We start from the raw sequence: 25,565 nt of genomic DNA on the forward strand, positions 1-25,565 counted from the left end.
TGAAACTATTATCAAGTTTGGAGACGTAAAAACGAATGGATGACGCCAGCGGCAACTCAGGCCAGCCGACCGATACAACCCTCAGCCTCGACAGTTTCCTGCCCTACCGGCTCTCGGTTCTGTCGAATGCGGTCTCGCGCAAGATTGCGGACATGTACGAGCGTGAGTTCGACATCTCCATCTGGCAGTGGCGCATCCTCGCCGTGCTGGGCGAGAGCGAAGGGCTGACATCCACCGAGGTCGCCGCCCGCACCCTGATGGACAAGCCGGCCGTCAGCCGCGCCACGGCAGCCTTGCTGGACCGGGGCCTGATTTCCCGCACTTCCGACACAACCGACCGCCGCAAGGCTGCGCTGCGCATGACGCGCAAGGGCCGGGACGTCTATGATGCAATCATTCCGCGCGCGCTCGCCTATGAGCGGGACCTGATGTCTGCGCTCAGCGCTGAAGAAGCTGCAACGCTTCACGCCTTGCTAACCAGACTTTCCCATATTGCCTCGCCGGACCGCGATCTCTGGTCCGAATAGACGAATTTCGAGGGGGACATTCCAATGAGCATGCAAGCGGTTATGAGCGTTTACTTTGACAGGATCCGCAGCCAGCGGCCTGAATTCGAAGGCGCCGTGGCGATCTGGGCCGACAGACTGGCCCCTGAACTCGAACGCATGGAAGTCGAGCGCAAGGCCGTCATCCACCGCGCGGTCAAACGCACCATCATCGTCGGTGCCATTATTGTGGCTGCCATCGCCCTACTGACCTGGCAGGTCGGCTTTCAGGTCATGTTCCCGTTCGGCTTCTTCGCCGGTATCGTGCTGACCTTCATGCTCTCTGCCGCCGTCTGGATGCCGGTCTTCTCAATGAAGTCGCAGACAAAGCAGCTCGTCGTCGGCGCGGCCTGCGAACCCTTCGGCTTCACATACGACACGCTGCACATGGACATGAAAGCGGTCTCGGACTTTCGAAGCCTCGGCTCCTGGATGAAGGCCAATTCCGGCTCGCTCACCAAGAGCGACGGTCCGCCCACCCCGGCCTTTGACCGGCTCAAGGAAGCGGGCCTCATGCCCTCCTATGACAACCGCAAATTCGAGGACCTCATCGAAGGCCAGCGCGCAGACGCCGGCTTCACCATGGTCGAATGCAAGCTCACCCAGACGCAGGGCTCGGGCAAGAACCGGCGCACCGTCACCAAATTCCAGGGTCTGCTGTTCAATGTCGAATACCCCGAACGCTTTATGGGCCGCACCGTCATCGCACGCGACAAATGGTGGAAGCGCGGCAAGGGCTCGGGCGATTTGCAACGCGTCGATCTCGTCTCCAAGGAGCTTGAAGACGCCTTCACCGTCCACTCCACCGACCAGGTCGAGGCGCGCACCCTGCTGACGCCAGACCGCATGGAACGCCTGCTCGCGCTGGAGCGTCACTTCAAGGGCAGCAAGCTGCGCGGCATCTTTGAGGATGGCCACATGACGCTCGCCCTCGAGGTCAAGGACCAGTTCGAGGCCGGCTCCATCTTCAAGCCGCTGGTCGACCCGAACCGCTTCATTGGCACGCTGATCGAAATCGGCCTCGTCTGCGACGTCATCGACGGCTTCCTCACGCGCGAATGGGCGCACAACCGGCTCGACGGCAGCTGACCTCATTCGGCCAGATTCCACGCCTTCATCCATAGGAGACCGGATGGGGGCGTCATGCTCAGTTCAAAGCCTGACCTGCAGGAGATTGCGCGCTCGCGGCCTGAATTCGCCGAGGCGCCACGCGTCTGGCACACCTATCTGAAGCCGGAACTGGAAGCGCGGGAACAGGATCGCCGCGCCGCCATCCACAAGGCGACCCTGCTGACATGGACCATCTCCGCCGTGATCATCCTGCCGCTTGTCTTCGTGGCGATTGCGCTTACCCATAATGAATATGCGGCCATGGCCGCCGGCTATGTCGGCTTTCTGATTGCCAGATATGCGACCAGCTCCCTGCGGGCGCACGAGCAGCGATTACACACACAGATCAAGGAACTGATCGTTGGCACCGCCTGCCTGCCGCTCGGCTTTGACTATGACCCGATGCGCGACACACTTGAGGATCTCGGCAACAAGAAAACCCTCCTTGCAAACTATGATGACGCCCTGCGCGTTGATTATATGACAGACCAGGACGATCCGACCGGCGCCGTCTGGAGACTGCGCGACGCGGCTCTTCTCGACTATTTTGACTCCCGACGCTTTGAAGACCACGTCTCTGGAGAGCGCTCCGGTGTCCGCTTCGACGCCGTTGATGCAAGGCTGACCACCGGCAGCGGAAGTCACACCACGAACATCCTGTCCGGCCTGCTGGTGCACGCTGAATATCCGGTCCCATTTGAAGGCCGCACCATCCTCATGCGCCGCGGCACGGACCATATGCGCGACCAGCTGAAAGACTTGCAGAGGGTTCGGCTCGTCTCGCCGGAATGGGAGAGCAAGTTCTCCGTCTGGGGAACAGACCAGGTTGCCGCCCGCGCCCTGCTCACCCCCGACCGGATGGAGCGCATTCTGGCGCTGGAAGACCATTTCGAGGGCGGAAAGCTGAGAGTCCTGTTCGAAGACGGCCACCTGACCCTCGCCCTCAACACCGGCAATCTCTTCGAAGCCGGCGGCACCATGAAGCGTCTCGCAGACCCCAGCCGCTTTATTTACACGCTCCACCATCTCGGCCTCCTCTGCGACGTGATCGATGGCTTCACTGCGCGCGAATGGGCATCGCAGAAACTGCAATAAAAAGAACGCTCACGCGCTCTGCTTGAGCTTCTGGCGCGGGCCCTTCCTGTTCACAGATCGATCAAATTTCACAGATCCACGAAACCGGATATTGGTTTTGTTTTGAGACAAGGAGACGCGCGCAAACAAGCAGGACCCGACGCATGGCCGATGGGGCACAACACATAGGCATCCCCGCCCACACCCATTCCATCTTCCCGACGCCGCAGGACCGTGCCGATCCGCAAGGTTTCGCAGAGGCTGAAGCGCGGATCCGCTCCAATAGCCGCATCATCAGCCGCCCGATGCTGCAAGTCGCCATGCAGGCCTGCGACCTGCTTGCCAGCTTCATGATGGCATCACTGGCCATCTACATCGCGGGATTGCACTGGCTGGGCTCTACGGTCGCCGAAATCATTCCTTTTGCCCTCATCCCGCTGATCATGCGGGTCGGCGTTCGCAATGCCGAAGGCTATCAACTCTCCTACAGCCGCCCTGTCAGCGAACACATGATCCGCGTGGCCATCGGCTGCGGCTTCCCGCTCACCGTCCTGGTCCTGGTCGTCCAGCAGATCTACAGCCCGCCAATCTCCCACGACGTCCTCGGCGCGAGCTATCTCGCCGCCGCCTTCGTGCTTGTCCTGCATGCGCACTTCATCGTCCTGTTCAAGATGTTGAGCCGCGCCGGCGCTTTCTCTGAAAACGTCGTCCTTGTCGGCGCCACGCCAAACGCTCAACGCCTGCTACAGCGCAACCAGGACACACGCGAACTCAACGTGATCGGCGTGTTCGACGACCGGCTGTCGCGAGCCCCGGCAGAGATGGGCGGCGTGCCCGTCCTCGGCCGTCTCGATGATCTCATGAACTGGGACCGACTGCCCGATATTGACCGCATCGTCGTCACCGTGACCTCCGACGCCCGTGAGCGTGTCCGCACGCTGGTTGACCGGCTGCGCGTGCTGCCACAGCGGGTTGTCCTGCTGCTCGATCTGGACGGCTTCGACCCGGAAACAGAAAGCCTCGCCGAAATCGCCCGCTCGCCCGCCGCCTATGTGTCTGGCGCGCCGAACGATGTGCGCCGGGCGTTCATCAAGCGCGTGTCCGACATCGTCTTCGCCTCGCTGATGCTCGTCGTTTTCTCGCCGCTCCTGTTGCTGACGGCGATCGCCATCAAACTGGACAGCAAAGGGCCGGTCTTCTTCCGTCAGAAACGCCACGGCTTCAACAACCAGATCATCCGCGTCTGGAAGTTCCGCTCGATGCAGCACAATCCGGCGGCGGCCGAGAAGATGACGGCCCAGACCACAGCGCATGACCCGCGCGTCACACGCGTCGGCCGCTTCATCCGCGCCACATCCATCGACGAGCTGCCACAGCTCCTCAACGTCCTGCACGGCGAGATGTCCATTGTCGGACCGCGTCCGCACGCTGTCGGCATGACGGCCGAGCACGCAGAGGTCCAGAACCTCGTCGGCGACTACGCCCACCGTCACCGCGTCAAACCGGGCATCACCGGCTGGGCGCAGATCAATGGCTCGCGCGGACCGGTCCATACCGGCGCCGGCGTTCGTGAACGGGTCCGCCTCGATATGGAATATGTGAACCGCTACTCCTTCTGGTTCGACGTGTTCATCATGCTCGCCACGGCACCATGCCTGCTCGGCGACTGGAAAAGGCAGCGCTAGATGGCTGACACCGCAACACTCGCCCCGATCACAAGCGAAAAACCTCCAATTGTCCGCACCGACGCTGGCGAAGCCATGCTGTCGAACGGCGTTACAGGCGAAACCCCGCTGACCATCTGCGTGCCTTGCTACCATGACAGCGCCGACCCGCTGGCCGCTCGCCTCTCTCGCCTCGACGGCGCGCACAGGACGACCCTGATTTTCTTCGATGACGGATCGGCAGATGACGCCATGTCGCAAGCGCTCGTGCGCCATGTCATGGCCCATCCCGGCCCCGCGCATCTCGTCACGTCGCCGCGAAATATCGGCCGCTCTGAAGCCAGAAACCGTCTTACCGCGCTCGCCAAGACCGACTGGCTGCTCTTTCTGGATGCCGACATGTGCCCGGACACTGACCGGTTCCTGACGCGTTACCTCAAGGCGCTCGACAGCGCCGAAGGGCCATCCCTGATCGCCGGCGGTTTCAGCGTAAGGCAAGTCGGCCCCACCTCGGAAACCGGCCTCCACCACGCCCAGTCCAAACGCTCCGAATGCCTGCCCGCAGCGATCCGCAGCGAGGATCCCGGCCTTTACGTTTTCTCGTCGAACATCCTTGTCCATGCCGATATCCTGAACGCGATCGGCTTCGATGAAGGGTTCACCGGCTGGGGCTGGGAGGATGTCGACTGGGGCCTGCGCGTCGCAGAGGCCTACCCCGTCATCCACATCGACAACACCGCCACCCATCTCGGCCTCGACCCGACGGCAGTCCTGATCGAGAAGTTCGGTGGCTCCGGCGCCAATTTCGCGCGTCTGGCAGAGCGCCATCCCGATGCGATGAAATCGATGAAGCTCTTCAAGATGGCCCGGCTCATGCGCTTCCTGCCCGCCCGGCCCATGTGGCGCGGGCTCACGAAATTCACGGCCCGGCAGTCCGTCCTGCCAATGTCGATGCGTCTCGCCGCGCTGAAGACATACCGCGCGCTCGAATACGCTGAGCATCTGTCATGACCGCACTCGCCCTCGCAGACTATGTGCCGGACCGCTCGCTCGGCGCGAAGATCCGCCGCCGCCTGACACGTTGGAAGGTGGCCAAGCCGCTGCCCGTCCAGCCGCGCGAAACCTATATCTGCTTCACCTTCGACGACTTCCCTAAATCAGCCGCCGATACCGGCGCCGAGATCCTCGACGAAGTCGGCGCCAGGGGCGGCTATTATGCCTGCACAGGCATGGCGGGTACGAGCGGTACGATGGGCGAGCTTTTCGACGAGCGTGACCTCGCCCCGCTGGTCGCCGCCGGCCATGAAATCTGCGCGCACACGGAAAGCCATGTTGATTGCGCCCGCGCCTCGTTGAATGACGTTCTTGTCGACATCGACACCAATCTCTCGCACCTGAAAGAGATGGGCCACAGCCTGCCTGTCACCCAGTTCGCATGGCCCTATGGTGAAACCAGCGCATCGCTGAAACCGGCCATGACCACCAAATTCGATGCTGTGCGCGGCATCCTTCCCGGCGCCAACAATAAGGGCGCGGACCTGATGCAGCTGTCGGCCTATGAACTGGACGCCAGTGACGCCAGCACCGCACGTGCCGCCGCCGCCATCGAAGCCGCCGCAAAAAACCCGACCTGGCTATTTGTCTTCACACACGATGTACGGCAGAATGGAAGTCCTTGGGGGACCACACCTGAAGACCTGAGACGCCTCGTACGCCTTGCGCGCGACACCGGCGCGAATCTGGTAACGCCTTCACACGCGGTTCAGGAAATACTGGCTAAGGACGCGGCATGAGCCCGAATGACATCACAGTCGTCATCCCGACCTATAACAGGCCGGAAAGCCTGCACCGGGCTGTCGAGAGTCTGTTCTGGCAGTCGGTCCGCAAGGAAGGCTTCACCGTCCTGATCGCCGACAATTCCGCCGACGCATCCGCCCGCTTCACGTTTGACGCGCTCACCGGCAAAGCGCCTGAAGGCGTCACGCTGCACTATGTCCACGCGCCCGCCCCGGGCGTCGCCAATGCCCGCAACGCCGCAATGGACGCGCTCGACACCCAGCTCGTCGCCTTCCTCGATGATGACCAGTCGGCCCCGGTCCATTGGCTGGAAGAATTACTCGCGACCTATGAAGGCTATGGCGCCGCGGTCACCTTCGGCCCGATTGCAACGGAGCTGCCAGAAGCCGTCACCGCGCACCAGTCGTACTTTGAAGACTTCTTCGGCCGCGATCCGCGCCTGCGCGAAGGCTTCATCGACAAGCCTTATGGCTGCGGCAACTCACTGCTCGATACGCACCAGATCCCCGGCGACAAACCGTGGTTCGACGTCAAGATGAACGAGGTCGGTGGAGAGGATGATCTCCTCTGGGTCCGCCTCAAGGATGCCGGACGCAAATTCGCCTGGGCCCCGAAAGCCACCAGTTACGAACACCCGCTGCCACAGCGCGTGACGCTGTCCTACACGCTGCGCCGGGCCCTCTCTTACGGCCAGGGGCCTTGCACACTGGCCCTCCGGGCAGACCCGCCGCGCTATGCCAGCCTCGTCATGTGGATGGCGATCGGCGCAGGCAAATTCGCCCTGCACGGCACCAAATGGCTCGCCATGTGGGCCCTGCGCCATCCAGACCGTGCCTATGAACTCGACAAGGCCGTTCGCGGCCTCGGCAAGATCCTGTTCTGGAAGAAAATGAAGTTCTACGGCGCGGCCACGGTCAGCCAGCGCTCAACGCCCGCCATACCCGCCGGATCAACGGATTCGGACGATAGCCGGGCGAGCCGCCATCCGGGCCAGCCGCTCCCCGCGAACCGCTGAGACCTGCTCCCGTTTCGGCTCGCGCGACGCCGCCCGCTGCGGGATCGCCACTTTCACGGCCACCGCGACAAACGTCACCCAGACAATCGCATTCTGCTGAAGCGCGATACTCTCCGACAGGCTGAACAGCAGGAATTGCAGCGCCACCCCGCAGGCAAACACGCCATTCCAGCTCCTGAATGCCAGCAGCACCGACCGCCACAACATCACCAGATAGCAGATCGCAAACCCGGCCAGGCCCACAAGCCCAATGCTCAGCGCCGTCTCCAGCCAGCCATTATGCGCCGTCGGCACAAGCCATTCCGTCGCCAGCCGCACCATATAGGCTGGCTGCGATTCAGCGCCCCAGAACGCCGCGTACCCATAGCCGAAGAGCGGCCGCTGCCCGATCGCATCGATCAGCACGGCCCAGATGTCCGTCCGCCCTGTCAGGGTCGCATCCCGGCCGAGCAGCTGGAACACCAGGCCCGGCTCGACCACCATCACCGTGGCAAAAGCCCCGACCAGGATCACCCCCAGCCAGATGGATGAAATCGTCGTCACCGGTCCGCGCCGCATCCACGCCGCCCCGGCCAGCACACCGAAGCCGAGCATCAGGCCGAGCAGCGCTGTCTTCGATGTCGAGAGGATCACCAGCGCCGCGCAGAGCAGCACGCCGCCGCCCCAGACCATTCGCCACGGCTTGTCCATCAGGAACAGGAAGGCGCAGAGAAAAGCCGCGCGCGCCATATGCCCGCCCATCGCATTCTTCTCCCACCAGAGCCCGCGCCACGCGCCGACATGAACCTCATCCATGATGCCGAAACCCGGCGCTGCAAGGCCCGCCCCCAATGAGATGAAAGCGAGGAATATCCACACCGCGCCAAGCAGTCTCAGCAGCGTGCGCCAGTCATAACGTACCGCCAGATAAAAGCCGGCCAGCGTCGTTGCCACGATGGCGACCGCCCGCCGCTCCGTCACTTCCGGATTGATCGACCAGGCGACACTCGCGCAGGCCAGCAGCAGGATAAACAACAGGAACGGCATGCGAAGCGCCGCGCGAAACATCTGCGGCAGCTTCCAGAGCGCCCCCATGCCGACCAGTCCGTAAACCGGCAGCCATAACAGCCTCAAAAATCCGCTCTCAGGGTTTTCCTCGCTGGCAAACAGGCGTGGCAACAGGCCTTCGGTAAACAGAACCAGGCAGGCAAAGGCGACCGCGATCTCGCAAATGAGCGCGAACCTCAGCAGCGGGTCCTTGCCCTGCGAGGCCGCGCTACCCTGCGAGACGGTCAGCGAAGCGGGCATCGGCTCCCATCCTGTTCATCACAATGCCAACAACCGTGCCGCCATGCGTCTCGATTTCGCGGCGAAGGCCGATCAGCTCTTCAGCGCCGGTCGAGTCGGCCTCCATCACGATGATCACGCCGTCCATCTGCGCGGCCATGGCCAGGCCGGCCGGCGAGCGCGACAGCGCTGGCGCATCGACGACGACCCAGTCAGCGGCCCGGCGCACCGTGCGCCACCATTCCGGCTGGGTGCGAAGCTGGACGCGCTGCCCGGCTCTCATCTCTTCATTGCGAAAGCGCGAGACGAGCAGCCGCGTCTTCTTGATTTCATGGACGGTGAACAGCTTGTTGGCCGCATTCGGCGACCCTCGGTCCACCCCCGGCGGCGTCAGCGTATAGATCGGATCAGTCTTCAGCGACGCATCAAACGCCCGGCCCGGCTCGCCCGCGTCGCGCACAAAGCCATTCTCGAAGGCTGCGAACATCGCATTGCGACGAAGATCGAGGTCGATCAGCCAGGTCGATTTCTGCGACTTGCGCGCCGCCATCAGCGCAAAGGAGGCGGCGACGCTGGACGTCCCTTCCCCTTCGCGCGCAGAGATGAACATCACGCACCGCCCGCCCGACTGCGGGGTCAGGCGCGACGCGGTCATCCACGTGCGGTCAAGTTTGTGTCGAAGGTCTCGCATCAGGCCCGTCTATCCTAGGACTCACAGGGCTAACACGCGCTGGTTAATGCTTTTCTTAACGATCCATCCTCTGCGAGGTTTCCGGGCACCGGCACAGACGACACCCGGAATGGCCTCGTCAGCCTAGAAGGATTTGCGCAGGCGTGCCCCGTACAGGGTCGGTGTGCCTGAGATAAAGGTCGGGATCCCGAAGCCGTCGCCTGTATTGCCCGCATCGATGATATACTCTTCGCCAAACATGTTGTTGACATAGGCCTCGATGCCGAACCCGTTCTCCAGCTCCAGCTGAACGTTTAGATTGAACAGGCCATAGGCATCCTGGCTGATCAGGTCACGTTGGGAGTTGTCGAAGAAGACCTCCGACTGCCAGGTATAGCTCGGCACGATCGTGACGCTGCCAAAGCCCTCATCCAGCAACAGGACGCGGGCCGAAAGCGCAGCCTTGTGGTCTGGCGACAGCCGCAGCTTGTTGCCCCCGAATGACGCGCCCGGCTCGTCATCAAACCGCGCATGATTATAGCCATAGGACGCCACGACATTCAGCCAGTCGCTCGCAAACCAGTTTGCTTGGGCCTCGAAACCGTCTGCCGTCGCATCGCCGGCATTGATTGGCTCGATCAGGCCATCATCGGTGATCTGCGTCGACTGGAAATTGCTGTAATCGTAATAGAAGACCGACGCGTCGAAATTGAGATCGCCATTCAGGAACGCGCCTTTGACACCGGCCTCATAGGCATCGACGATTTCCGCATCCAGGATAGCAAACCCGGCCGCCGGGGCCGACGCCGAGGCGGTGATCACTTCCGGACGGCGCCCGCGCGCATAGTTGGCGAACAGATTGACCGTATCGGTCAGTTCGAACTTGGCCGCCGCGCGCCATGTGACGTCGTCGAACGTCTCGCTGCGCTCAATCAGACCGCCCGATGGCTGAACAAACAGCCCGGCACCGGTCAGCGCGCTCGGCCCATTGAGCAGCTCGACCAGCAGGCCGCTGGTCTTGTCCTCTGTGGTGTAGCGCACGCCGCCCGTCAGATCGAGCCGGTCGGTGACGGACACGGTCGCATCGGCAAACAGGTCAATCGCCTGCGTGTCACCATAATTGGTGAACTGCTCATTATGGATCGGCTTCAGCGGAACCACCAGCGTGCCGCCCGACTGCTGATAGGCCGTCAAATTGATCGCAGGAAAGTCGCTGGCATCCGGCGCATCTGGCGCCACAAGAAACCCGCCAAGCAAGGCCTGCACAGCGCGCTCGTCAAAGGTCAGAGGAACGTACTGGCTGCCTTCCTCATCGAGATAGCTCGCACCGACAAAGCCGCGCACCCGGCCGCCATCATCATAGTTGAGGCGGAACTCCTGGCTGAGCTGCTCGCCCGTGGCGTCCTCGCCGAAAATCAGCAGGTCGAGCCCGAAGCCGTCGGGATCGAACACTTCCAGGCTGTCAAAGTCGCGCCAGCCGGAGATGGAGGTCAGCGACAGCGTGTCATTGATCGTCCAGTCGGTCAGCAGCGTCACGCTGCGAACCTCACGCTCGAGACCGAGCTTCTTGCCGCCGAGAAAATCGCCGAACGTATTGAGATTGGCAGGCTCCCACGGATCGGAAGACCGGCCCGGTAGCGGGTCGAAAGCCTTGGACTTGAAGCTGGTGCCGGACGGATTGTCTTTCTGATAGTTGGCGATCAGATCAAACCGCAGCTGGTCGCTGGCCTCAAAAGCCAGCGAGGCGCGCACCGCCTTCATGTCCTGGCTGTTGAAATCTTCTTCTGCCGGATTGAGGCTCTCGACATAGCCATCGCGCTCGCGCAGGCGACCGGCAACGCGGAAGGCCAGCTTGTCGGTGATCGGGCCGGTGACATATCCATCAAGATAGCGCTCGGACAGATTGCCGATCCCTGCCGTCACCTCACCGGAAAAGTCGAATTCCGGCTTTGCCTGAATGACGTTCACCCCGCCGATCAGAGCGCCGCGGCCAAACAGGGTTGGCTGCGGGCCCTTGGCGACTTCGACGCGCTCAATATCGAACAGCTCGACGATCGATCCGCGTGAACGGGAAATCGAGACCCCGTCCTGAAAGATCGCGATGCGCGGTTCGATATTGGCTTCGCCGCTGTCGGAGGTGATGCCGCGGATCACGAAGCCCGGATTGTTCGGGCTCTGCTCCTGAACCTCAAAGCCAGGCACATAGCGGGCAAGGTCGGAAAATTCGTCCAGGCCGAGATCGTTCAACAGTTCGGAATCGACAACAGACACGGAGACCGGCACGTCGCGAAGATTTTCTTCACGCTTCTGGACCGTGACCGTTACGGTCGATTGGCGCAACTCAGCTTCGCTATCAGCCTGAGCAGATGCGGGCAGGCAATGTGCGCCGATCATGGCCAGCGACGTTGTCGAAAACAGCAGGTATTTCATGGGAGGCTCCGCAGTTTGTTTGTTTGCGGAGGCCCTTAGTTGTACTTTGCAACAGTTAAGCGACGAATATGCGCACTGGCGAAGAAAACCTCCGCTGTGGCTGTTTGGTCACGTCAGAAAAGGGCAGCCGATCGACCGATGCTCCGTATACGGCATATGCCCGGGCGCGGATGGGCGTCAAACCGTTCCGACCGCACCGATCACAGGCAAGCCGGTGGTCCGCTCAACAGACGCCGCAGTCGGAAAGCCGCGCCGCGTCAGCGCATAGAGCAGGCCTGCCATCAGCGCGCTAAAGGCGGCAAAGAGAAAAGCGAGCGCCGCGACTGGCATCTTCATGCTCGAGCCTTTGACCGGCACGCGCGCTGGCTCCAGCACGCGCACGCTATCGGCCGACTCGACCGAAATTTCCGCCAGCGCATTCTCCTGGATTTCGCGCACGGAGAAATTCTCGACATTGGCTTCCATCAGCGCCTTGCGCCGCTGCAGCTCCTGCCATTCCGGCGTCAGATCATTGAGCCGTGAGAGCCGCGATTCCACGCTCTCCAGCTGGCGCCGAAGCTCGGCCTCCTGCAGGGCGAGCGATTGCTGTTCAGCCTCAAGATTGGCGGCGGCCTGCTCGACCTGCTGATAGACCGGGTTCGGCCCGCGCCGCGTTGTGCCCGACAGGCCATCGCGAGAATTGAGATAGTCTTCCAGCTGAGCAATGCGCGTATCGATGGCCTGCACGGCCCGCGAATCCGGTGTGTAGCGCGACAGCAGATCCTCGCGCTCGATCTTCAGCTGCATCAGCTGGCTGGCCGAGCTGTCCTCGACATACATGTCCTGCTGGGGCTCGATCGTTGAGAGCTGCTGATTGTAGATATCCAGCTGGCCATTGACGGCGCTGGCCCGTGAGCGATTGGTCAGGAGCTCGCCTGAGATCGTCGCATAGAGTTGCTGCGCCGTCGCCCGCTCGCTTTCAAAGTCCCCAATATTGTTGGAGCGCAGGAAGGCGCGAATTTCGCTTTCAACATCAAGGAGTTGGCCCTCGAACTTCTTGCGCTGGTCCCGCAAACTGTCAGAGCCACTGCCCGCAAACACTTCCTGGCGATAATCGAGATAGGCGCCGATCATCGCATTCAGAAGCTCAGCCGACACCGCCGGGTCCTTGTGTTCCAGCTTCGCCGCAATGACCGGGGTCTTTGGCGCCGCGCCGGCAGAGAACTTCTTCTGCAGCGCGCCAATCGCCTTCTGGAAGGTTTCCTCCGCGATGGCGTCATGCAGGTCAGCCGGCTCCTTCGCCATGGCCTTGTCCATCGCTTCGACCAGCTCAGGGAAAATCCGCTCCAGCGGAAACATTTCCAGCGCGCGTTCGGCCACGACCGGGCTCTGCAGCACTTCAAGCTCGGCCATCAGGAGCTGTTCGGTATCCGGCGCGAGCGTCTGGCCTTCGCCCATCGTATTGCCAACCCGTGGGCGGAACACGCTCTCATCGCCAAGCCGCACATAAAGCCTTGAGCGCGCTTCATATTCGGTCGGCATCTGGAAGGCCGTAAACAGGCCGAGCAGGAAGATGGGCAGGAAGACGAGGATCATGATCCACTTGGCCCGCCAAAGCCGGACAGCCAGGTCCAGCGGGCCAATCCGCGGGCGGTGGCGAACGCCAGTCTGATCGGCCCGGGGCGCGTGCCCCGTTCCCCAATCATCCGTGTTGCTCATACCGTGCCCGACCCCGTCTCATCATGGTTAAGACCAGTGATGCGTCATGCGGCTTGATAATTCCTTAAACATTAACGAAGAGTCTCCCCGTGACTGCAACAGATTCCCGGTCACCAAACATGCACCGACTGTCCCTCATTCCAATTGCCCTTCTGCTCGGCGCCTGCCAGACGCCGGAGCCGAAGCCGTCGCCGCAATTTCCGGCGATGGACTGGCGCTATGAGGATGGCCGCGACTATGCCTATCTGATGGCTCCCGGTGATACGCTCCAGGTCATCTTCCATACCGCACCGGAGCTGAACCGCGACCTCGTCGTCGCCCCGGATGGTTCGATCAGCCTGCCCTATATCGGCCCCGTCCAGGCCTCTGCCCGCACATCGGGAGAGCTGCGCACCAGCCTCATCCAGGCCTATGCGTCAGAGCTGAAAGACCCCGATATCGACGTCATCCCGACCGGCTTTGCCAGCCAGCGCATCTTCGTCGGCGGTGAGGTGAATTCACCGGGCATGATGGAATTGCCAGGCCAGATCGACCCGCTCCAGGCGATCATCATGGCAGGCGGCATGAATGACCGCGCCAAGCCGTCCAATGTCGCGCTGATGCGCCGGATGCCTGGCGGCCAGGTGATGACCGCGGTGATCGACATCAATAAAGGCCTGAACGACCCAGCCCTGGCCGACTGGACGCCGCTGCGCCGTTTCGATGTCGTCTATGTCCCGCGCTCGAAAATCGCGGCCGAAAACCTCTTCGTCCAGCAATGGATCCGCGCCGCCCTCCCCCTCGACTTCTCCTTCTACTACGACGTCGCCGGACAGCTGCGGGACTAAGTCGTGCCCCGCCCTCGTGGTTCGACTTCGCTCACCATGAAGGCTATTGAGAGGGATGCTGGAAATGCCTTCGTCTACATTCTGAAATGTACCGACAGGAAATATTATATCGGCAGTCATCGCGGCGACGATGTCGCCTTGCGGGTCGCCCAACAAAATCTGCAACGTCCCAATAAGCCTTCATGGTGAGCGAAGTCGAACCACGAAGGCGGCAGGCGCGAAGGAAAAAATCGAAATCAGTTCGCCAGCTGCAACCAGGCGCGCGCCGATTTCAGTGCTTCCTTGATCTCTTCAGACGACAGCATGTCGGCCATTTGCGAGCGGTATTCCTTCGCCGCCTCAGAACCCTTGAGCACAGCCAGGTTGAACCATTTGTGCGCCTGGACCATGTCGGCATCGACGCCGAGTCCTTCTGAATAAGCCAGACCGACCTTACACAGATCATCCCCGCTCGAGCTCGAAGAAATGCCCGTTTCAGGGGCGATTTCAGTAACCAGATCCGAATATGCCATTGCCTTGTTCCTTTCACCCACCCGGCTGGCTTTTGCGCCTTGTATCCGAGCCTGTTTTCCATCACGCCACCGCCTCGGTGACTTGAACTCAGGTTGACCTCGGACCTTTGCCGTATGGTTAACAGGAAAAGGCCAAAACACTCTGTGTGTTAACAATCTGGGCACGGATGTTAACCAAGGGGCCGATTTCAGACGGAACCCCCGCAAATCGCGCAAAGCCCGTCAAAGATTTGCAGCCCGCCTGGCTTCGCCCTACCTCTAGGACCGGCGCTCAACACAGCCAAGAAAGGCGGTCCCATCCATGGCTTTCGCATTCCTGCTCTATATCGTCCTGCTCGGCACCTTCGTCTTCGCCATGTGGCAGATCTGGGAGAAGGCCGGATATAACGGCGCCTGGTCGCTGCTGATGTTCATCCCCATCGTGAACCTCGCCTCCTTCTTCTATCTGGCCTTTTCCGACTGGCCGGTTCACCGCATGCTCGGCGGGCCGGATGATTTTGACTGACACGATAGGCCGCAGCCGCGCCTGAAACTGCAGACTTGGGCTTCCGCCCCGCTCAGCGTATATTCACGCCCGTCATGACAGATCTCTTCGAACCCATCCCCTTCAGCCTCTGGAAAGAGGACAAGGCCGCCTTCGCCGACAAGCTCGGCCGATCCTTCCGCGAGACCGGCTTTGCGGTCATCACCGGCCACCCGGTCGACCAGGCCATCATCGCCCGCGCCAATGACGCGGCAAAGGACTTCTTCAAGCTGCCTGAAGACGTGAAGGAAAAATATCACGACGCCGCCAATGGCCGTCAGCGCGGCTACACGCCCTTCGGCACCGAGAACGCCAAGGGCCAGACAGCCGCAGACCTCAAAGAGTTCTGGCATACCGGCCGCAAGCTTCCGCCGGACTCCAAATACCGCGCCACCATGAAGGACACGCCAGTCGTCGACGAAGTGCCGGAGTTCGACCCGGCCACCCGCGCTTTCTTTGAAGAGCTGGACGAATTTGGCCGCACCCTGCTGCGCGCCGTCGCCCTCCACCTCAACCTCCCCGAGGACTGGTTCGACGACAAGGTCGAGATGGGCAACTCCATCCTCCGCCTGCTGCACTATCCGCCGCAGAAGAACCCGCCGCCCGCCGGCACGGTCCGCGCCGCCGCGCATGAAGACATCAACGTCATCACGCTTCTTCTGGGCGCCGAGGAGGCTGGCCTGGAAGTGTTGCACCGCTCGGGCCAATGGCTCGGGGTGAACCCGCCGCCCGACGCGCTCGTCATCAATTGCGGCGACATGCTGCAGCGCCTGACCGGCGGCGTCCTGCCCTCGACGACCCACCGCGTCGTCAATCCTGAGCCTGAACGCGCCAAATTCCCGCGCTATTCCACGCCCTTCTTCCTGCACTTCAATCAGGACTTCCTGATCGAGCAGCTCCCGCAATGCATGGAAGAAGGCGGCAAGGCCCAGCCCCCCATCACCGCCCAGGACTACCTCATGGAACGCCTCCGCGAGATCGGGCTGGTCAGGGCTTGAGCCAGACGCCGGACCGCTTCTTCAATGAGGCGGCCTTCGCCCGGCTCTATGATGCGATCTGCGAGACAGCGGGCCGCGAGGATTACGACTTCTATCTGCCGCACATCTTAGCCGCCGGCAGCGTCCTCGACATCGGCTGCGGCACCGGCACGATTCTCGAAGAGGCCCGCGCCGCCGGCCACACAGGCCGCCTCACCGGCATCGACCCGGCCGACGGCATGATGGAGATCGCGCGCCAGAAACTCGATATCGACTGGGTCTGCGGCTTCCTTGAAACCCAGAACTGGGAGGACCAGTTCGACCTCGCCGTCATGACCGGCCACGCCTTCCAGGTGCTGATTGGGAACGAGCAGATCGCGAGCTTCCTCGCGGCCGTCCACGCAGCCCTGAAACCCGGCGGCCGCTTCGCCTTCGAAACCCGCAATCCCGGCGCCCGCGCATGGGACAACTGGACGGGCAACAAGGCCAAACAAATCACTGTGGATAATACACAGTATACGGATCGACGAGAGGTCATCCGCCCCTTCGACGGCCAGACCGTCACCTTCACCCACACTTTCAATTCCCCCGACTGGCCGGAGCCACAGGTGAGCACCAGCACGCTGCGATTTCTCTCGGCGGATGCGCTAAATGCAGCGCTGACCAATGCCGGCTTCAGCATTCAGTCCCAATATGGCGACTGGGATGGCTCGCCCGTCACCGACACCAGCCCCGAAATCATCACGATTGCAGCGAAAGCCTGAAACCTCCGTTCATCCCCGCGCAGGCCGGCGGGAGGGTATAGCGATGTCTCAGAGAAAAAATGATCTGAGCATGCTGATCGTTCTCCCTGCTCACGAAGACAGTTAGTTCTGGATTTCGTGCCTTGAGCACCCACGCGCCAGGTATCGCTTCAGTTCGACCATTCGGCGCACTATTGAGCCGCCACAAACAGCAACGACTTGTCTTGGTCTGTCGTGAACAACCGCAATGGAAGCCTACACCGCTGGCGAACTCACCCTCAATTAGGGGCAAATCGAAACTCCAAGCGAAATACTTTTTCAACTTTGAGGGTGTAATGGCGGATTTATGGTTAAGTCTGTCGAATTGCAAGATCTTGAAGAGCGCCGGCGTGGTTTTCTTACGCTGGCAATCGTAAGTTTCATTGCGCTGGCCGCCACGCTCCTGTTTGCCATCCAGTATTTTCATACAAACAATGCTCCTGAATTTTCCGGCATCCATGTCCCCGACCGGGCAGCAGCGGCGATCCCCGGCTTGAGACAATATGACCAAACGCTGGACCTCTCGCTTCTCGACCGCGCCAAGCTCGCCAGCTCCGCGGTTTTGAAGATCACCTACCTGCTATTGCTTCCGGCCCTGCTCTTCGCTCTCTACAAGCGACGCTGGCTCCTCTGCCTTATTCTGGTTGGCATCTTCACCGCCATTCTTCTGGTCAGTGACCTCAGCACAGCGGCGCTCGCCCAGCCAAAGACTTTTGTCGGCGATGATGTTGCGCGAGAAGTGTCAGGATTGCTTGAAGAAGACGGGCGCTTTCCCACAGAGCAGGCCTATATCGATCTGCAACTCGCCCGCAATGCAACCATTCCAGAAACGGTGGTCGGGTCCATCGCCAGCCGGGAGATCGACGCGCTCCAGTCGCGCGTCCTGTATGACCGCACCGGCTTCAGCGACCTGCCGGCGGGCTGTTCCACCAATGGCTGCTGGACCTTCAGACAGTCGCAGAATGGTGCCATGGCCTCCGCAATTATTGTGCTCGGCTTCCTTATCTCAGCGCTTGTGAGCTGCCTCATGATTTTCGTCCTCGCTCGCCACATTGTCCAGATTGAAACGCTCGGCACGCCGCAATCTCCAAGTATGGGATCGTAATGAGAACGCCGTCATCAGTGCCATCCTTCGGTCAACGAAGCGAACTCGCCTCCGATCGACGCCAAAGCCTACGGCAAAGGGTGGCGCAGGGGATTGAACGCCTGGTAAAGGCACGAAGCCTCTCAGGCAGGCTCGCCTGGTGGTCGCTGACACTTGCCGTCGTCGGTCTCGCGGTCACAGCTGCCTTATCGAACCAGTTGAGTGTCGATGGACGCGGTGAACCGCTGATCATTGGCTTTACCCAGCTCAATGATGTCATGCCGGTCACTGAGTATAATTCAATCCGGCTCAATCTCGATGTTTCGGGTCTGTGGTCAACATACTATTGGAGCCTCGCCTGCTACACCGTGATGATATGGGCAGGTATGACGCTTGCCCTTTGGTGGACGCGCCATCACAAGATATCATTCGTTGGTGCATTTCTGGCTGTGGCAGGTCTTGGTGCCCTGATCCTAGGGCCGGCCGAGAAGACCAATTACGGATATGAAGGCGGCACAGAACGCTTCGCGACCAACACCGGCATTCTCAAGAATTTCGCCGAGTACGACCCGAATAATCCAGGGCTCAACAACGCGTTGGAGAGCTTCGTATTCACGCGGGCGCTGAATGGCGAGAAAGAGCAGCTCAATTCTCCGGACCTCGCTGAGCGCGCCGAAGCGGAGTCGAAGCGGGCGGGCATGACCGTCACGACCGAGCGGCTGCGCCAGCATTACGAGACGCGGATCGCGATGCTTCAATTCCTTTCCGCCCAGTATTTTACGGCCAATGGTCAACCCGCCCGGGCAAAACTCTTTCTTCCGATCGATATTTCTGACCTGGGCTTCCATCCGGAGTCCCAGGTCGTTCTCGCGCATCGAATCGTCTGGCTGTATGACGAACTCGGCGTTCCAGTGCTGACAAACCCAGCCTTTGAGAAGCCGCTTCGCGAGCGCGCTCAAACGTGGCGCCGCTTGCTCGGCTGGGGCCGGATGGCAAAGACGGTCACGGTCTGGTCGGCCGGCCTCTTTCTGCTCTCATTCCTGATCTATTTGGTGCTGAGTTTCCAGGTCCGCCGGATCGAACATGTCGGCGCAGCCAAGATCGCGCATGGCTGACCCATCCAACATACCGTGCGCAGACGATATTCGATCAGTCATTGACGAGTTTGATCGCCGGCTCGACGCGATAGACACCCAATTCGACGTCCGCCTCGACAATCCGTCGCGCGCCTTGCGCGAAGTACTGGACCAGGTGACCGGCGAGATCAGGTCCGCGGACATCTCCCTTCTGGAGCGCGACGCGGGATGGTGGGCAAGGTTCAGCGGCTCGCGCCTCAAGGATGAAGTCAAACTGCAGGCGGACATTAACCGGATCGATGCCCAGATCGCGAATGCCCGGCAGATCGCAGCGGAGCTGAAGCGCCGCCGACTCGACTTCCTGAGCCAGGCTGAGACACTCGATAAGGCGATCTTCGCCCTGCAGGAATTAACCGACTGGGCGCAATCAGTACACGGCTCCGCGCGCCGACCAAAGTCCGGGGCCGATGAGGCCTGGTCTCTGACACGGCTCGAAACCAAGCTAGCCAATCTCAAAACGGCTTTGGTCTCCCACCGCATTCATGCCGAGCAGTTGAAGGTGACGCTGAGGACTGTCGAATTTCAACTAGATGTTCACACCGAATTAGACAAGAAATTCTATCCGGTGTGGAAGCAGTATCTCTCGCAGCTTGCTCAGTCGGAGGCCACCCCGGGCACCTTCCCCGTCACTGGCGCAGAGATCAAGCAGATGAACGGCAAGGTCAGAGCCCTCCTGAAGGGGGACGGCCACAGAAAGGCGCAACCGCAATGACTAAGATGACCGCAACTCACTCACAGGCCATAACCGAAGCCGATGACATCGAAGCGCGCCGCCTGGCTGATGCCATTGACGTCAACTCGACCACGTCAATCGCTGCGTTCGGTCGCCAGTTTGATGCGCTCAATGCGACTTATGCCGATGAGATGATCAAGTCGCTCAGCGACCAGAATTCCGAGGAGCTTAGAGAGCGGCTTGCCAGCGTCGTACGGGCTGCAAAGTCCTTCGAAGTCAGCCCGGCACCGTCCCGCCTCAGCCAGGTTCCAGTCATCGGCCGCCTGGCGTCGGGACTTCGCTCCGGCCGCGACCGGCTATTTGCCCGCTTCACCACGCTCGAAAAGCAGATCGACCAGGTTCTCGCCAGCATTGACGGCGCGTTCGACCGTCTCGCCCATCAGTGTAACTCGCTGGAAGAGATGTATGATGGTGTGCGCGACGAGCAGAGGATGCTCGGCATTTATAAACGCGCCTGCGAAATCCGGCTTGAAGCGATTCACGCGGAGGACTCGACTGCACCAAGCACTGTTGAAGAAGAGCGCGACCGAGAGCTGATACGCAATGCCCTTGAAAAGCGCGTCGCCGATCTCGCTGTCCTGAAACAGAGCGCCGTGCAGACTCTTCCGATGATCCGCCTTATGAGCGCCAACACGTCAGCCCTGATCGATAAGTTTCACAACATTAAAACTCTGACTGTGCCGTCGTGGAAACGTTCTTTTGCCATGGCTTTGTCTCTCCGCGAACAACAGAGCGCGGTTGAGCTTGCTGAAACGATCGACGACGCGACCAACCACTTCCTGAAGAAGAACGCCGAACTCTTGCGCGACAATACGATAGCGACCGTCAAGTCGAACCAACGTCTGGCCATCGATATCGAGACGCTCGAACACGTGCACGAAACAATCGTCTCCACTTTTGAGGACGCCCAAGCGTGCTTCGCAGAAAGCCGGAAATCACGGCTTCAAGTCTTGGAAAAGCTGAACAGCATGAATGATGACATGTCTCATCAGACGACCCTGTCAGTCGGGACCAGTTCCAACTCGTAGGCTATCTTCCGAATTCCACGTTCGAGCAACGCGGCGCTTCGCGAAGAGCTGAGTTAGAAAGCCAAATGGGCGAAATTGCTCCAGATAAGGTTTTGCTTTTCCGTCCCGCGCAGGCGGGGACCTCTTGCAGCAAGCTCCGACCTAAATTGCCTGAGCCCCCGGCCAGCGCCAGGGAGATCGGATAATTTCATATCTGGTGCCAATGGCCTTATGGTGCGACCTTCATCCAATGCCCGTCGAGGGACGCTCACCATAGCGATCTTACGACAGGTTAGAAGAAGCCTTCATGGTGAGCGAAGCATGCCCCGGCGAAGGCCGGGGTCGAACCACGAAGGCGGCAGACGCTTACGTCTCGACGCCATCTCGTTCACCACGAAGGCGGCAGGCGCACCCCCGGCACCCACACAAAAACATCCCCCACCCGGCGCGCCCGCCTATACTCCCCGCATGCTCGACCTTCACACCGCCGCCTGCCTTGAGAAGAACTGGACGGTCCTCACCGGCCTGCTCGGCCTCATCCAGCGGCTGGTGAACGCGCCCGTCTTCACGCAAAAGCTGAAGCGGCGTGTCTGTGGTCTCCTGCGCATCGCAGAGAGCTTTGCGCGGCGCCTTCTGGTCATCCGGGCGTCCGCGCTCGTCATGGCCGCGCCAGCGCCGCAGCGCGCAAGCGCAAACCCGCAAATTGCACCCGCCCGCCCACGAACCACTGTGACATTGCCCCTCGTTGAAGCCCTGCCCCGCTTTCCGGATCCTGATGAGATGTCCGGGCCATGTGGCGCGCCACCTGCTCCCGTTGCCGATGACACGCCAGCCGACCCGGCGCGCGCAATCGCCCGTCTCGCAGCGCTCTGCCGCATCCTCGACAATGCCGATCACCACGCCCGCCGGATGGCCCGTTATCTGCGGCAGCTGAAAGCCCGGACAGGCCGCTACCACCCTTTCAGCCTGCGACGCCCACCCGGCACCTCCAGGCATCCGGCGGACGCCGCGCTCGACAGCCAGTTGAGGGATGCCGATTTCTTCGCTCGCCGCGTGCTCGATCCGGCGCCCGGCTAGCCTCCCGCACCCAGTTCAGCCAAACAGACCGCCTCCCCGGCGAACGCACCCGCTTGCCCGGCCCTCGCGGCACCCCTTGCAACCGTGCTCCATTCGCTTTTCCCTAGGACTGACGGTCCGTCAGAGACCCCACCAAGGAGGCGCGTAATGTTCGATAATGATGAGTGGCTGAACCAGCACCGCGAGGAGGTCATCGACCCCGATCGAGAAATCATCGATCCCCATCACCATCTCTGGCGCCCTGAAAACCCGGCCGGCATCGTCTATGACCTGCCCGAGCTCTGGTCCGATACAGAAGACGGCCACAAGGTCACCCAGACCATCTTCATGGAATGCGGCTCATCCTACCGCCCCGACGGCCCGGATCATCTGAAGCCGATTGGTGAGACGGAATACATCACGGAGGCCGCGATCCGCGCCAGCCAGGATCCACGCAAGGCCCAGATCGCCGCCTTTATCGGCCACGCCGATCTCCGCCTGCCCGTCGAGACGCTCGATGAAGTCCTCGACGCGCATATCGTCGCTTCAGAGGGCCTCTTCCGCGGCATCCGCCATGCCGGCCCTTTCGATGAGGCCGGCGCCGGTTTCCGCATCCGGCCGCACGCGCCGAAAGGCCTCTACAAGGACGAAGATTTCAGGCGCGGCGTCCACCGCCTCGGCGAGCGCGGCATGACCTATGACACCTGGAACTATCACACCCAGATTCTCGACTTCGCAGACCTCGCCGCCGCCGTCCCCGGCACGACCATGATCCTCGACCATTTCGGAACACCCCTCGGCGTCGGCCCCTATGCCGGAACCCACAAGGCGAACTTCCCCAAATGGAAGGACGACATCGCCGCCGTCGCGGAAAACCCTAACGTCTATGCCAAGCTCGGCGGACTCGCCATGCCGGACAATGGCTTTGGCTGGGATAAGCGCGACACACCGCCATCATCAGACGAGGTGGTCGAGGCCCACGCGCCCTACTACCACCACATGATCAAATGCTTCGGCGCCGAGCGCTGCATGTTCGAGAGCAACTTCCCCGTCGACCGGCTGTCGCTGAGCTACCGCGTCTACTGGAACGCCGCCAAGAAGATCGCCGCCGACTATACAGAGCTTGAGCAGCAAGCCATGTTCAGCCGCGTCGCCCGCCAGGTCTACCGGATAGAGCCCTGATCGCGGCCCTGCCCGGCCATCCAGGCCTCACGGGAAATCTCCCACACCTGCGACGCCCGTGTCGTCCCATCCGGCCGCACACTTTCAATGTCGCCCTTATAGTCAAAGCCGGTCTTCTCAAAGAGCTTCTGGATACGGACATTATCAAGCGCGGTCGTGTTGCAGATCAGGTCGAGGTCCAGCGCATCGAACATCCAGGTGAACGTCTTCGCCATCCCCTTCGCGCCCTGCCCGGCGCTCTGCAGGTCAGGCCGCATCGCCCCGGCCAGCTCACCAGCAGCCCATTCCGGCCAGATCTGCGCTTCGGAATAGCCGGCAAGCTTGCCCGCCTCATCGAAGTTCAGCGACAGCAGCCCTTCGCCCGCCTGTTGCGCCGCAAGGCTCTTCTCGATGTACGCGCCCACGCTCTCCCGCGTCAGCGGTCTTGGTAGCGAATAGATCCAGCGATTGACCTCAGGCTGCTCGAATAGCTCAAGCAGGATATCTTCATCCCCCGGTCTCGCCAGCCGGCTATGATCGGCAGTCGATGGCATCTCTTCGACGCCGCGAACCAGCGCGCGGATTGCCTCTTCGCGTGGCGGAATGGTCCGGTTTCGTGTCCAGGGAAGCTCGCCCATCTTTCACGCCTTGTCTGAAAGGAAGGCCTCCACATCCTTCCGCGTCGGGATCGCAGGTTGCGCCCCCTCTTTCGTCACCGCAAGCGCTGCCGCAGCGGAAGCAAACCGCAAGGCCGCGCCCTCTTCCATGCCCTCGGCGAGGCCGACCACCAGCGCGCCGCAGAACGTATCGCCCGCCCCGGTCGTATCTATGACTGGCACAGCATAGACCGGCATCCGCGCGACTTCCTTGCCGGACCGGTAGAGGACCGAGCCTTGTCTGCCCAACGTCAGCGCGACCAGCCCCTCGCCCCGGTGCAGCGCATCGTCATAGAACTCGGCCTCGACTTCATTGACGATCAGCAGGTCGGCGCGCTCCAGCAGCCCCGCCGGGACAGGCATGGCGGGCGCAAGATTGATCGCGAAGAGCGGCGTCTCGATCTTCGCCGCTTCCATCACCGCCGGCACGGGCACTTCCAGCTGGCACAGCACAGCGTCCGCCGCGCCCGCCCGCGCCACATCGGACGCGCTCAGCACGCCGTTCGCCCCGCTTGCGACGATGATCTGGTTCTCACCCGCCTTGTCGACACCGATCAGCGCGACGCCGGTCGGCTCCTCCTCGTCTTCCACGACGCCTGACAGGTCGACGCCATCCGCCTTGAGCAGCGCCAGCGCCGCCTCCGCATTCGCATCGCGCCCGACCCGGCCGACCATCGCAACCTCAGCGCCAAGCCGGCGCGCCGCCAGCGCCTGGTTCGCGCCTTTGCCGCCGGGGTATTGCGCATAGCTCGCGCCCGTCACCGTCTCACCGGGCGCCGGCAGCTTCTCGGCGCTCGCCACCAGATCGAGATTGATCGAGCCAACAATATTTATCCTCGGGGCGCTCATAGCGGGTATCTTCCCAGCTGCCCCAGCATCTCAGAGAACACCGCCTCCGCATCCGCCTTGTCATACCAGAGCACATTTCCGTCTTCGCGATACTCAGGAACCGTCTTGCCAAAGCGCTCGCCCGGTTCGGTTACAACGCTGACCCTTGCCTGGCGTCCTTCGAACAGGTCAGGGCGCAGAATGGCGAGAATGGTGGACGGGTCATGCAACGGGGCCTTGCGGCCTTTCTCATTCTCTTCGAGCCGGTTGGACGCCGCCAGAAGGTCTGCCGCCGCCATCGCTTCCTTCGACCCGAGCGCGCGCACCCGTTCAACATCATCGTCGCTGGCGCGGATCTGATGCGTGACATCGAGGTTCAGCACGCGGATCGGCACGTCCATGCCAAACACGACAGCCGCCGCATGCGGGTCGGCGAAGACGTTGAACTCGGCGTGCGGCGTGATGTTTCCGCCTTCCGTGTCGGCGCCGCCCATGATGACGATCTCTTTCAGGCCATCGACCAGATCTGGCGCCATCAGATAGGCGAGCGCGACATTGGTCATCGGCCCGGTCACAACCAGCGTCGCCGGAAAGCCCTTCGTCGCCCGCAGCGTCTTGACCAGGAAGTTCACCGCATGCTGGCGCGAGGCGCGCAGTTTCGGCTTGGGAAAGTCGATATTGCCGAGCCCGGTCGAGCCGTGGAAATCCTCTGCCGTCACAGGATCGCGCAGGATCGGGATGCTCGCACCGCCGCAGATGGGAAGCTCCCGCCCGACGCCTGCAAGTTCGCGAATGATCCGCGCATTGCGAAGCGTCAGCTTGGCCGGAACGTTGCCGGCCACGGTCGTAATGCCGATCAGCTCCAGCCTGTCAGAGGCGGCAACGGCGATAAGGATGGCCACGGCATCATCAAGACCGGGGTCGCAATCAAGTATGATCTGTCTTTTTCTCATTATTTCAGAACAGAAACCCAGTCCGAACGTTCCGGCAAGGGGTAGTCGTCACGCAAGTGCG

At 61.6% G+C, this 25,565-nt stretch carries 25 protein-coding genes; 17 read left to right on the top strand and 8 right to left on the bottom strand.

Features of this window, described 5'->3' with window-relative positions; all coding sequences use genetic code 11:
- Nucleotides 1-35 precede the first annotated feature (35 nt).
- The 7 genes from WNY37_RS14670 (at nt 36) to WNY37_RS14700 (ending at nt 7,205) form a co-directional block, all read left to right on the top strand.
- Nucleotides 36-527: a MarR family transcriptional regulator gene (locus WNY37_RS14670; RefSeq protein WP_342974140.1), complete on the top strand. Its 492-nt coding sequence runs from the start codon at nt 36-38 to the stop codon at nt 525-527.
- Between the two features lie 24 nt (nt 528-551).
- Nucleotides 552-1,634 (top strand): DUF3137 domain-containing protein, encoded by a 1,083-nt coding sequence (locus tag WNY37_RS14675; protein WP_342974141.1) that lies wholly within the window; start codon nt 552-554, stop codon nt 1,632-1,634.
- Between the two features lie 54 nt (nt 1,635-1,688).
- A complete protein-coding gene (locus WNY37_RS14680; protein WP_342974142.1) occupies nt 1,689-2,750 on the top strand; it encodes a DUF3137 domain-containing protein in 1,062 nt (353 codons plus the stop codon).
- Nucleotides 2,751-2,893: 143 nt separating this feature from the next.
- Nucleotides 2,894-4,414 carry an exopolysaccharide biosynthesis polyprenyl glycosylphosphotransferase gene (locus WNY37_RS14685; protein ID WP_342974143.1) on the top strand — a complete coding sequence of 507 codons (1,521 nt, stop codon included), beginning with the start codon at nt 2,894-2,896 and terminating at the stop codon, nt 4,412-4,414.
- Nucleotides 4,415-5,404 carry a glycosyltransferase family 2 protein gene (locus WNY37_RS14690; protein ID WP_342974144.1) on the top strand — a complete coding sequence of 330 codons (990 nt, stop codon included), beginning with the start codon at nt 4,415-4,417 and terminating at the stop codon, nt 5,402-5,404.
- Nucleotides 5,401-6,186 carry a polysaccharide deacetylase family protein gene (locus tag WNY37_RS14695; RefSeq protein WP_342974145.1) on the top strand — a complete coding sequence of 262 codons (786 nt, stop codon included), beginning with the start codon at nt 5,401-5,403 and terminating at the stop codon, nt 6,184-6,186. Before WNY37_RS14690 ends, WNY37_RS14695 begins: the two co-directional genes overlap by 4 nt.
- The gene (locus WNY37_RS14700; protein ID WP_342974146.1) at nt 6,183-7,205 is read left to right on the top strand and encodes a glycosyltransferase family A protein; all 1,023 of its coding nucleotides are present in this window, start codon (nt 6,183-6,185) and stop codon (nt 7,203-7,205) included. Before WNY37_RS14695 ends, WNY37_RS14700 begins: the two co-directional genes overlap by 4 nt.
- On the opposite strand, the gene WNY37_RS14705 is transcribed toward WNY37_RS14700, so the two are convergent.
- The 4 genes from WNY37_RS14705 to WNY37_RS14720 form a co-directional block, all read right to left on the bottom strand.
- Nucleotides 7,140-8,492 carry an O-antigen ligase gene (locus tag WNY37_RS14705; protein ID WP_342974147.1) on the bottom strand — a complete coding sequence of 451 codons (1,353 nt, stop codon included), beginning with the start codon at nt 8,490-8,492 and terminating at the stop codon, nt 7,140-7,142. The two genes, WNY37_RS14700 and WNY37_RS14705, sit on opposite strands and share 66 nt — an antisense overlap.
- Complete coding sequence (locus WNY37_RS14710) at nt 8,461-9,162, bottom strand: hypothetical protein (protein ID WP_342974148.1); 702 nt, start codon at nt 9,160-9,162, stop codon at nt 8,461-8,463. The genes WNY37_RS14705 and WNY37_RS14710 overlap by 32 nt, the downstream gene beginning before the upstream one ends.
- Nucleotides 9,163-9,285: 123 nt before the next feature.
- Nucleotides 9,286-11,571, bottom strand: a complete 2,286-nt coding sequence (locus WNY37_RS14715) for a TonB-dependent receptor (protein ID WP_342974149.1) — start codon at nt 11,569-11,571, stop codon at nt 9,286-9,288.
- A 177-nt stretch (nt 11,572-11,748) separates the two neighbouring features.
- The gene (locus WNY37_RS14720; protein ID WP_342974150.1) at nt 11,749-13,269 is read right to left on the bottom strand and encodes a Wzz/FepE/Etk N-terminal domain-containing protein; all 1,521 of its coding nucleotides are present in this window, start codon (nt 13,267-13,269) and stop codon (nt 11,749-11,751) included.
- 89 nt (nt 13,270-13,358) lie between these two features.
- On the opposite strand from WNY37_RS14720, the gene WNY37_RS14725 reads away from it, so the two are divergent.
- The gene (locus WNY37_RS14725; RefSeq protein WP_342974151.1) at nt 13,359-14,096 is read left to right on the top strand and encodes a polysaccharide biosynthesis/export family protein; all 738 of its coding nucleotides are present in this window, start codon (nt 13,359-13,361) and stop codon (nt 14,094-14,096) included.
- Nucleotides 14,097-14,332: 236 nt separating this feature from the next.
- On the opposite strand, the gene WNY37_RS14730 is transcribed toward WNY37_RS14725, so the two are convergent.
- Nucleotides 14,333-14,608, bottom strand: a complete 276-nt coding sequence (locus WNY37_RS14730) for a hypothetical protein (protein ID WP_342974152.1) — start codon at nt 14,606-14,608, stop codon at nt 14,333-14,335.
- A gap of 301 nt (nt 14,609-14,909) precedes the next feature.
- On the opposite strand from WNY37_RS14730, the gene WNY37_RS14735 reads away from it, so the two are divergent.
- The 9 genes from WNY37_RS14735 to WNY37_RS14775 all read left to right on the top strand — a co-directional run bounded on the left by WNY37_RS14735 (nt 14,910) and on the right by WNY37_RS14775 (nt 23,088).
- Nucleotides 14,910-15,113, top strand: coding sequence for a hypothetical protein (locus WNY37_RS14735; protein ID WP_342974153.1), 204 nt, complete (start codon nt 14,910-14,912; stop codon nt 15,111-15,113).
- A 74-nt stretch (nt 15,114-15,187) separates the two neighbouring features.
- On the top strand, nt 15,188-16,129 hold the full coding sequence (locus WNY37_RS14740; RefSeq protein WP_342974154.1) for a 2-oxoglutarate and iron-dependent oxygenase domain-containing protein: 942 nt from the start codon (nt 15,188-15,190) through the stop codon (nt 16,127-16,129).
- Entirely contained in the window at nt 16,126-16,872 is a 747-nt protein-coding gene (locus WNY37_RS14745) for a class I SAM-dependent methyltransferase (RefSeq protein ID WP_342974155.1), read from the top strand. Before WNY37_RS14740 ends, WNY37_RS14745 begins: the two co-directional genes overlap by 4 nt.
- A gap of 325 nt (nt 16,873-17,197) precedes the next feature.
- Nucleotides 17,198-17,995 (top strand): hypothetical protein, encoded by a 798-nt coding sequence (locus WNY37_RS14750; protein WP_342974156.1) that lies wholly within the window; start codon nt 17,198-17,200, stop codon nt 17,993-17,995.
- Nucleotides 17,996-18,075: 80 nt separating this feature from the next.
- Nucleotides 18,076-19,089, top strand: a complete 1,014-nt coding sequence (locus WNY37_RS14755; protein WP_342974157.1) for a hypothetical protein — start codon at nt 18,076-18,078, stop codon at nt 19,087-19,089.
- Nucleotides 19,082-19,822, top strand: coding sequence for a hypothetical protein (locus WNY37_RS14760; protein WP_342974158.1), 741 nt, complete (start codon nt 19,082-19,084; stop codon nt 19,820-19,822). The genes WNY37_RS14755 and WNY37_RS14760 overlap by 8 nt, the downstream gene beginning before the upstream one ends.
- A complete protein-coding gene (locus tag WNY37_RS14765) occupies nt 19,819-20,871 on the top strand; it encodes a toxic anion resistance protein (protein WP_342974159.1) in 1,053 nt (350 codons plus the stop codon). Before WNY37_RS14760 ends, WNY37_RS14765 begins: the two co-directional genes overlap by 4 nt.
- Nucleotides 20,872-21,171: 300 nt before the next feature.
- Nucleotides 21,172-21,927: a hypothetical protein gene (locus WNY37_RS14770; protein WP_342974160.1), complete on the top strand. Its 756-nt coding sequence runs from the start codon at nt 21,172-21,174 to the stop codon at nt 21,925-21,927.
- Nucleotides 21,928-22,074: 147 nt separating this feature from the next.
- Nucleotides 22,075-23,088 carry an amidohydrolase family protein gene (locus WNY37_RS14775; RefSeq protein WP_342974161.1) on the top strand — a complete coding sequence of 338 codons (1,014 nt, stop codon included), beginning with the start codon at nt 22,075-22,077 and terminating at the stop codon, nt 23,086-23,088.
- Here the strand turns inward: WNY37_RS14775 and WNY37_RS14780 are convergent.
- Genes WNY37_RS14780 through WNY37_RS14790 form a run of 3 tightly spaced genes read right to left on the bottom strand, consistent with a single transcriptional unit; the run spans nt 23,070 to nt 25,504 of the window.
- The gene (locus WNY37_RS14780) at nt 23,070-23,705 is read right to left on the bottom strand and encodes a GNAT family N-acetyltransferase (protein WP_342974162.1); all 636 of its coding nucleotides are present in this window, start codon (nt 23,703-23,705) and stop codon (nt 23,070-23,072) included. The two genes, WNY37_RS14775 and WNY37_RS14780, sit on opposite strands and share 19 nt — an antisense overlap.
- 3 nt (nt 23,706-23,708) lie before the next feature.
- A complete protein-coding gene (locus WNY37_RS14785; RefSeq protein WP_342974163.1) occupies nt 23,709-24,572 on the bottom strand; it encodes a ribokinase in 864 nt (287 codons plus the stop codon).
- A complete protein-coding gene (locus tag WNY37_RS14790) occupies nt 24,569-25,504 on the bottom strand; it encodes a nucleoside hydrolase (RefSeq protein ID WP_342974164.1) in 936 nt (311 codons plus the stop codon). Before WNY37_RS14790 ends, WNY37_RS14785 begins: the two co-directional genes overlap by 4 nt.
- Nucleotides 25,505-25,565 lie beyond the last annotated feature (61 nt).

This window comes from Henriciella sp. AS95, from assembly GCF_038900055.1.
Taxonomy (GTDB): Bacteria; Pseudomonadota; Alphaproteobacteria; order Caulobacterales; family Hyphomonadaceae; genus Henriciella.